Consider the following 9,745-nt stretch of genomic DNA (forward strand, 5'->3'; position numbering starts at 1 on the left):
ATTATGTTATTATAATCAAACTCAAATATAATAATACTCGTGGGCTTATGCATATTTGCTATCGCCGTAATTCAAATACAAACATAGGAACTAAATTATGCGAATCAAGGGTTGAGAAAAGGCTTGAAAAGCCAAATCTTCATAAGCGCGGGTCATCGACCTGCGGAAAAAGGATGAGCAATACCAGCTGTCTGAAAGACAGGACATACAGTGTGTCCTGCCGCTTTGGGCAGGGGGAGTGTAATTGCCCCTTGCTCCGTAAGCTACGCTGCGCTTGCATACGGTTATGAAGATTCTGCCTTTCAGGCAGGTGTTGAGCTGCTTTCAACCTCCGATTCGCATAAATTATTAGATAATAAACCACATATAATCTTGTTGAATATAAACTCTGTTGTATCTTTATATTCAATATTAAAAATGGAAACTTTAGTTTGCCATAAGTGGCTGTGACTAAGACCCGTAAATTATAGTGAATGAACTCACAACATTATAAGACCGTTATTGTGGGCGCTGGCCCTTCGGGTATATCTTGTGGATATACTCTGCTCAAAAACAATGAGGAATGTTTGCTGATAGACCGGAAAACCTTCCCGAGGGATAAATTGTGCGGGGGAGGGCTTACCCCGAAAACACACATATTGATAGACCGTATATTTGACGGTATAGAGTATGATTATTGGGGAGCAAAGCAACTGAAAATATACTACCAGCAGAAATCTATATGTACATTCAGCCTGCCTATGGAACTTCGCACAGTATTGAGGAAAGATTTTGATAACGAATTGCTGAGGCGGTACCAGAAAAAAGGAGGATTGTTTATCACAGATACAATTACCAGAATTGAGGAGCAATCCGGAACCATATATTTAAATCTGCTGTCTGGCAAAAGACTGTCGTGCGATTATCTCATAGGGGCCGATGGAGTGAACAGTATAGTGCGCAAGTATATACAACCCGGCTTTAAAGACAGGGGGATAATATGCCTCGAAAAAGCGGTGCCGGACAGGCAGTCCGGAGATGTACAACTCTATTTCGACAGCGATTTAGGCAAAGGTTTCCTTTATGTATTCCCCAATCATCATGGCAGCATGATAGGTTATGGAGGCGAGCACACAAGTGTTGCACGATTCCACCGGCTGCTGGATAAGTATGACTTAACGTATAATGATAAAACAAAGGGTGCCTACATACCGATGTTCGACAAATTTGATTATCCGTTTCTTAAGCATATCCTCCTTATAGGAGATGCCGGAGGATATGTAGACTCTATGACGGGCGAAGGTATCTACCCTGCTGTAAAAAGTGGGGAGAACGCGGCTCTTTCGATTGTTTATAATTCCGATTTTAGAGTTCTGAATGAATCGGTGATGAAAAAAACAAAAAAAAGAATGTGGATGGCAAGGCTTTTTTTCAGGCCTTCTGTCCAGTGGCTTTTCCCCCGCATGTGCAAAAACCGGCTGCTGTACAAGATAATCAACAAAAAGGTGAGTGAGGCAATGTCTATAGCCTATTAATTATTGCATTCTGTTCGAAATGTATAATAGATGAAAAAATACTGGCAGATACTTAAGAAATATAAACTAAGCCTCTTTATCAGCCCTTTTCTGGTACTGATTACCGTATTGTGCGAAACAATACAGCCCTGGTTTATGGCCAAGATAGTGGACGACGGGGTGATGCTCCGCGACCTGTCTGTCATCACTGAAATAGGGGCATATATGGTCGGGGTTTCCATCCTGGGACTAATCGTCAGCGTGGTAAATGTATCCGTATCTTCAACGGCGGCTATCGGCTTCGGGACTGATCTCCGGACTACATTATTTGAAAAAATACAGCAGTTATCATTTACCGAGATTGACAAATTCAACTCAGCGTCTTTAATAACACGGCTAACAAATGATATTTCACGCATACAGCAGGTAATACTGATGACTATGCGCCTGTTGCTACGCTCTCCACTGATGCTGGTGATGGCAGTTTTCTTTGTTGTAGAGATTAATACGGAGCTGGCATATATTATGATAGGAGCGATTCCGGTATTGGGCATAAGCGTCTACCTCATCTTACGGAAAGGATTCCCACTCTTTATGAAAGTACAACAGAAACTTGACCAACTGAACGCTGTAGTCAGGGAGAACCTTATTAATATCCGTGTGGTAAAATCCTTTGTAAGGGAAGACTATGAAACGAAGAAGTTTGAAAAGAGCAGCGAAGACCTGCGCGATATGGTAGTGAGAGCTTCCAATATGGTCGTATCCATCTTTCCCGTTATGCAGCTTATTATGAATGTATCCGTCATTGCTATCTTATGGGTCGGCGGAGGAAAGGTGATGGCCGGAGAACTGAAAGTAGGGGAGCTCATATCGTTTGTCAACTACCTGATGCAGATTCTGATGGCTTTGATGCTGCTTTCGATGGTGATTATGAATATTGCAAGGGCTTCCGCCTCGTCGGAGCGTATCCTTGAAGTGCTGGATACAGAACCATCCCTGACCAATATGCCTCAGGGCTTAACCGGTAGCCATAAAGTAACAAAAGGAGAAGTCACTTTCCGCAATGTTTTCTTCCGGTATAGCGGAGGCGAAAATGATGTTCTGAAAGATATAAACTTCCATATACATCAGGGGGAAACAATAGCTGTAGTAGGTGCCACAGGTTCGGCAAAAACTTCGATGGTTCAACTTATACCCCGCCTGTATGATGTAACAGCCGGAGATATACTTGTGGACGGTGTGAATGTAAAAGATTATAATCTGGACGAGCTTCACAGCCATATAGGTATGGTTTTGCAGAAAAATGAATTGTTTACAGGTACCATTATAGACAATCTGCGCTGGGGTAAACCCGACGCTACCATCGAAGAAGTGGAAGAGGCGGCAAAAGCGGCTCAGGCACACGACTTTATCATGTCGTTTACAGATGGTTACAATACATTACTCGGACGTGGAGGTATCAATGTTTCGGGAGGGCAAAAACAGCGTATCTGTATTGCCCGCGCCCTATTGCGCAAACCGAAGATACTAATCTTAGACGACAGTACCAGTGCTGTGGATTCCGACACCGAACAAAAGATAAGACATAACCTGAGTCAGTTGCTAAGAGATACCACGGTATTCATTATTACCCAGCGTATCAACACCATGCAGTCAGCCGACAGGGTAATTGTACTCGAAGATGGGGAAATAGACGCGATAGGAAAGCCGGATGAACTGATAGAGAAATCGAAAGTTTACCAGGAAATTTATAACTCTCAACAAATCGCTTTTTAAGATATGGCACACGGAGATCAATATAAAAATAGCGGAAAGCCTGTTGAGGGCAGAAAGACTTTTTTCAGGCTGATGTCGTATCTGTCGAAAGATAAAAGGCTGTTGGCAATTATCGGCATCCTTATTATTATCAGTATTATATCCAACCTGCTTGGTTCGTATATGATACGCCCTATTATCAACGATTACATTATACCGGGCGATTTCAGTGGACTTGTAAATATCCTGCTCGTATTGGCTGCAATCTATCTGGCAGGTGTGGCCGCCGTTTATATCCAATACCGGATGCTGAACAAGATAGGCCAGCGCGCCGTTATGCGTATGCGTACCGACCTGTTCAGGAAGATGGAACGGCTTCCTCTCAAATATTTCGACACACATCAGCACGGGGATCTGATGAGCCGCTATACAAACGATATTGATCAGGTAAGTAATGCGCTGACCGACAGCCTGTCGGATATACTCACCAGCGCACTGATGCTGATTGGTATATTCGGACTGATGATATATATCAGCCCTATACTGACGCTGACTACGTTGATTACCATACCTCTTATGTTTCTTTTTGCTAAAACAATAGTGAAACGTAGCCGTAAATACTTTAAGGCACAACAGGACACTCTGGGCGAAACCAATGGTTATATAGAGGAAATGATAAGCGGACAAAAAGTTATCAAAGTATTCGGATACGAAAAGAAAGTAGAACAGGACTTCGACACGCTAAATCAGGACTTGAAATATAAATCGCAAAAAGCACAGTTCTATTCGGGTCTGATGATGCCCGTTATGCAAAACCTGAATACGCTGAACTATGTTGTTATCACCATTGTAGGCGGATTACTGGCTATTTTCAGGGGATTCGATGTTGGGGGACTGGCTGCATTCCTGCAATATTCCCGTCAGTTCGGACGGCCTATCAATGAGCTTGCCAGCCTTTATAACAGCATACAGGCTGCGATAGCAGGCGCCGAACGTATCTTTCAGGTTATTGATGAGGCACCCGAACGAGAAGACAGCCCTGAGGCTATTACACTGAAAGACGTGAAAGGCAATCTGGAAATGAAAGATGTTTATTTCGGATATAAACCGGAGAAACTCATACTGAAAGGCGTATCGTTACATGCCACACCGGGTACTAAGATTGCTCTGGTTGGCGAAACGGGTGCCGGAAAAACAACGATACTGAATATGCTTCCGCGCTTCTTCGACATCAAGTCGGGAGAAATTACGATAGATGGGGTAAATATACAGAACCTGAAACGGGAAAACCTGCGCCGGTCAATGGCTATCGTATTACAGGATACTCACCTCTTTACCGGAACGGTATGCGATAATATCCGCTTTGGGAGACTGGATGCAACAGATGAAGAAGTGATAGAAGCAGCGAAACTGACAGCTGCCCACTCCTTTATCAAGCGTCTGCCGAAAGGATATCATACCCAATTGGAAAACGACGGAGCAAACCTCAGTCAGGGACAGCGGCAGTTGCTCAACATTGCACGGGCTGCCATAGCCGATCCGGCTATATTGCTTCTGGACGAAGCGACAAGCAATATTGATACCCGCAGTGAAATGCTGATACAGAAGGGACTGGACAAACTGATGGAAGGGCGTACCAGCCTGATTATAGCGCACAGGCTGTCTACCGTGCGTAATGCAGACAGGATACTGGTACTCGATCAGGGGCAGATAATAGAGCAGGGAACGCATAACGAACTGCTGGCTCTCAAGGGTAAATATTATTCGTTGTATGAGGAACAATTTGAAGAATTCTGAAGATGGATTCTATTTTTATCAAATGAGTGTCATTGCGGGCTTAACCCGCAATCTCCCCATAACTACAACTGGATTTCTGGGGGATTTCGTGTCGCGCACGGAATGACAGTATTAAGTTAGTAGTTAATATTTAACAATATAATATACTTTTGGACAAAATAAACTTGTACTTTTGGACAATTTTTGAAAGAAAATTTAATGAAAGAAAATCATAAAGTCCCGTTTAGTGCCCTGGGAGTTGTACTGGCAATAGGAATCGTCTTTGGCGATATAGGTACATCCCCGTTATATGTGATGAGGGCCATACTGAATGCCCTGCCCGCCGGACAACTGAGCCGTCCCGAATATATCTTAGGAGCTGTTTCCTGCGTCATCTGGACATTGACTATCCAAACAACTTTAAAGTACGTCATCATTACCCTTCGTGCCGATAACAAAGGTGAAGGAGGAATATTATCGCTATATGCACTTATCCGCCAGAAATACCGTTGGGCATATGTACTTGCGGGCATCGGTGCTGCCACATTGCTGGCTGACGGTATCATAACCCCGGCCATGACCGTGATGTCGGCTATAGAAGGACTAAACACCATTGCCCCGAATATTCCGGTTATCCCCGTTACAATAGCCATTGTACTTATTCTGTTTCTTGTACAGCCTTTCGGCACGGGCTCTCTGGGTAAATACTTTGGCCCGCTTATGATTATCTGGTTTACGATGATGGCCGTCATGGGAATTAGCCAGGTTATCACCGATTTCAGCGTATTCAGGGCGTTTAACCCGATGTATGCAATAAACTTCCTTATCGAAGTGCCGCACACCATGTTTATGCTGGGGGCCATCTTCCTTTGTACCACTGGGGCGGAAGCGCTTTACTCCGATCTTGGTCACTGCGGGTTAAAGAATATCCGGATATCATGGATCTATGTAAAAGCTGCTCTTATATTAAATTATCTGGGACAGGCGGCATGGATTATCAACAGCCATCATGTAACGCATGATACGAACCCTTTCTTTGCCATGATGCCTACATGGTTTAGCCTTGTAGGAGTTATTATGGCTACGCTGGCTGCTATTATCGCTAGCCAGGCACTGATAAGCGGCTCGTTTACCGTTATCAGCGAGGCTATCTCGCTGAATATCTGGCCAAATGTAAAAATACAATACCCAACCAACATAAAGGGACAGCTTTATATCCCTTCCATCAATCATATGATGATGGTGCTTTGTATCATTATTATACTCACCATGCAGTCGTCAATGAAGCTGGAAGCGGCTTACGGGCTGGCCATAACATTGAGTATGCTGATGACCAGTGTACTGCTCTTCCTCTATTTTGTGAAGAACAACAGGCCGCTTTGGTTCAGTATTCCATTGACACTGTTCTTTGTCATTATAGAGTTAAGCTTCTTTATTGCCAACATGCAGAAATTTGCGCATGGCGGATTTGTACCTATTATTATAGCAGGAGTCCTGCTTCTATTCATGTACTCATGGTATAACGGACGAAGAATCAAACGGCATTATACGGTTTACGATCAGGTGGATGAGCAATATATCAATCAGATAGTGAAAATAAGTGAGGACACAACAATACCGAAGGCGGCTACTCACCTTGTATATATTGTAAAGGCAAATAATAAGAATTTCCTTGAAAGCAAAATTGCCTATTCCCTATTCAAGCAGACACCCAAACGAGCCGACACTTACTGGTTTGTGCGTATAAAGAGGACTGACGAGCCGTACGAGTTTAGCTACGAAACGACTGTCTATGCTCCTAAAAAGATATTCCGTATCAATATACGCGCAGGTTTCAAACTGGGAATCCACACAGATAAATACGTGAACCTGATAGCGAACGAACTGGAACGTCACGGGCTTGTAGACCTCTCGTCCCGTTATCCGGCTATGCAGGATGCCACAGACAAGCGGGGCGACTTCAAGTTTATGGTTGTCGACCGCATCTTCCGCAATGTGCATATGAACCCTTCCCGTCAGATCATCTTCGGATGCTATAATCTGGTAAAGAAACTGACTACATCCGATACCCAGATGTATGACATAGATCCATCGCTGGCAGTGGTAGAAACAATACCCCTAAGACAGGTAGACCATACCGAAGATCAGCTGAGGGAGCTTCTGAAACAATCGGCGGAAGAATCAGAGGCGTAGGTTTTATCTTTAAAAGAAGGGTCTGAAAGACCAAATTTTCATAACCGTATGTAAGCGTAGCGCAGCATACGGTATAGGCTACAAGTGCAACCCTTTGCCTGAAAGGCAAGACCTCTCACTCTTTGAAAAAATATCGTTCATCAATTTCTATTCCATTATCTATCAAAAACTGACGATATTCTTCTTCAAAACTAATTGTTTTATGATGCTCTTTTTGATTTTTAATATAATTGATCTTAGTACATGACAAAAATTATTCAAACACGATTAGGAGACGATGTAGGGGCAGTGGCTTGTCCCTGCCCGCTTGTCATTGTTTACGGGCACCCACAAGGGATGCCCCTACAGCAGGATATAAAATTTTGTCATGTACTTAAATAATTGATAATTGATTGTTTATCTTTCAGATTATATGTAAAACCTGCAAAGCTAACTGCCCAACCTTCAAAATCAGGGAAATTTTGATTTACTGAAAGCCATTTGCTGGAATATTCTTTCAACTCTTTCATAAAATCAGACAAGGCAAAAGTCGGATGCATATCAAATAGCAAATGGATATGATTATCTGTGCCACCAATGCGATATAATTTCGATTTTTTATTTTCAATTATACCCATCATGTAGGCATACAGATCTTTTTCATAAGCTTCTGGAATTGTCTTCCTCCTATATTTCGTACAAAATACGACATGGTATAACAGATTTGTATAGCTCATATTATGTATGTTTTGTCCTGCCTTTTCAGGCAGAAGTTAGTATATTACTTATCTCCGCAGGTCGTTGACCCGCGGTTATGAAGATATTGGCTTTCAGCCAAATATAAGATTAACCTTTATCGCAGATTATAAAGATATTACTCAATGCCAAAATCAGAGGCGTAAACCATCCAGCAGTTTCACATAGAGTTCTATCGCTTCGCGGATCTCACTCAGCAGGATATACTCGTTGGCTGTATGCGACCGGGCGGAGTCTCCCGGCCCCATTTTCAGTGTGGGGAATGGCATAAAGGTCTGGTCTGACAGTGTAGGCGAACCATAGGGCTCTTTTCCTATCGTTATTGCCCTTTGTACAAACGGATTCTCCAGAGCGATGCGCGAAGAGTTAAGGCGGAAAGAACGGGGCTTCACTTCGCAACCGGTATACTTGTCTATTAGCTGATACAACTCTTCATTGTTATACAGTTCATTGCTGCGCACATCTACAACAAAGTCACATTTATCCGGCACTACATTATGTTGCGTTCCGGCACTAATCATACTCACAGTCATTTTTACAGGGCCCAGCAAATCACTTACTTCCGGGAACCGGTATGTCCTGAACCATTCTATATCCTGCATAGCTTTATAGATAGCATTCTCACCTTCATTGCGGGCAGCATGTCCGGCTTTCCCATATGCTGTGCAATCCAACACCATAAGCCCTTTTTCGGCAATGGCAGGATTCATTTGTGTAGGCTCGCCTACGATACCAAATTCTATCTTCGGCAACTCAGGAACGGTAGCTTCCGCACCTTCCTTACCGGAAACTTCTTCTTCGCAGGATGCCAGGAATATCAGATTATAGTCCTGCTTCTTATCTGTCAGGATAAAGAATGTATGTAGCAGAGATACAAGGCTTGCCCCGGCATCATTACTGCCCAATCCGTACAAAGTATCATCTTCGATATCGGGCGAAAAAGGATCACGCGTCCATCCCGAAACAGGGCGGACTGTATCCATATGCGAGTTGAGAAGGATAGTCGGTTTCGATTCATCAAAATCAGGGCTTTGAACCCACAGGTTGTTTCCTTTCCGTTTCGGTTCGAATCCCATTTTTTGCATATAGGAAGTTATTACTTCTGCCACATCGTTTTCTTCCCTGCTGAAAGACGGGATACTAATCATTTCTTTCAGCAAATCCACTGCATTATAGTATAGTGCGTCAATATCCTGTTCCATAATCTTATATTTTTAAAAAGTGACAATTGAATTGAAAATCGACGGAGCCAAAATCGGCAGAGCGAAGCGGAGCCAAATGGGACACCTTGCTGGTACTTTTAGTATGTCACTTTATTCTTATAAAGCATCGGCTACAAATGTAATTAAAAAGTGACAATGAACAGTTGCAAAGCTAGAAGGAAGAGTTCGCAAATTACATTTTCATCCTATCTCTTTCTATGGCCTACATCTTTATAATAGATTTTATAATAGATGCGAATCAAGGGTTAAATGTGCCGTTAGGCACATCATATTGGTAGAAACATGAATGAAATTCGTTTTTTGTGCCGTCAGGTACAAAATGTGAATTGTTCTGTAGATATTGCGTACCTGACGGCACGCAATTAACCGGTTAAAGCTTCTTTCTACCAACATTCAGTCCCTAAAGGGACAAAAAATAGCACAATTAACCCTTGATTCGCATAATAGATAAACTTATAAGAAAATGATCATAAGCATTTCTCCACCCCTAAATGTTAAATTATCCAACTCCACCTCCAAATACCAATACTTTTACTTACATTTGCCTCTAGTATAATAACTGAGAAAAAG

At 42.8% G+C, this 9,745-nt stretch carries 7 protein-coding genes; 5 read left to right on the forward strand and 2 right to left on the reverse strand.

All coding sequences use genetic code 11. The features are described 5' to 3' along the window. Positions 1-473 precede the first annotated feature (473 nt). From D0T84_RS19870 to D0T84_RS19890, 5 genes are all read left to right on the forward strand, one after another. The gene (locus D0T84_RS19870) at positions 474-1,514 is read left to right on the forward strand and encodes an NAD(P)/FAD-dependent oxidoreductase (RefSeq protein WP_163309594.1); all 1,041 of its coding nucleotides are present in this window, start codon (positions 474-476) and stop codon (positions 1,512-1,514) included. Between the two features lie 30 nt (positions 1,515-1,544). Then, entirely contained in the window at positions 1,545-3,269 is a 1,725-nt protein-coding gene (locus D0T84_RS19875) for an ABC transporter ATP-binding protein (protein ID WP_163309595.1), read from the forward strand. 3 nt (positions 3,270-3,272) lie between these two features. Next, positions 3,273-5,045, forward strand: coding sequence for an ABC transporter ATP-binding protein (locus D0T84_RS19880; protein ID WP_163309596.1), 1,773 nt, complete (start codon positions 3,273-3,275; stop codon positions 5,043-5,045). Positions 5,046-5,243: 198 nt separating this feature from the next. Then, complete coding sequence (locus D0T84_RS19885) at positions 5,244-7,217, forward strand: KUP/HAK/KT family potassium transporter (RefSeq protein ID WP_163309597.1); 1,974 nt, start codon at positions 5,244-5,246, stop codon at positions 7,215-7,217. A gap of 243 nt (positions 7,218-7,460) precedes the next feature. Beyond that, on the forward strand, positions 7,461-7,598 hold the full coding sequence (locus D0T84_RS19890) for a hypothetical protein (RefSeq protein WP_163309598.1): 138 nt from the start codon (positions 7,461-7,463) through the stop codon (positions 7,596-7,598). On the opposite strand, the gene tnpA is transcribed toward D0T84_RS19890, so the two are convergent. Together tnpA and D0T84_RS19900 are read right to left on the reverse strand one after the other, a co-directional pair. After that, the gene (tnpA, locus tag D0T84_RS19895; RefSeq protein WP_163309599.1) at positions 7,583-7,933 is read right to left on the reverse strand and encodes an IS200/IS605 family transposase; all 351 of its coding nucleotides are present in this window, start codon (positions 7,931-7,933) and stop codon (positions 7,583-7,585) included. The genes D0T84_RS19890 and tnpA overlap by 16 nt on opposite strands. 153 nt (positions 7,934-8,086) lie before the next feature. Continuing rightward, positions 8,087-9,154: a M20 family metallo-hydrolase gene (locus tag D0T84_RS19900; RefSeq protein ID WP_163309600.1), complete on the reverse strand. Its 1,068-nt coding sequence runs from the start codon at positions 9,152-9,154 to the stop codon at positions 8,087-8,089. Positions 9,155-9,745 lie beyond the last annotated feature (591 nt).

The organism is Dysgonomonas sp. 521, from assembly GCF_010501055.1.
GTDB lineage: Bacteria > Bacteroidota > Bacteroidia > Bacteroidales > Dysgonomonadaceae > Dysgonomonas.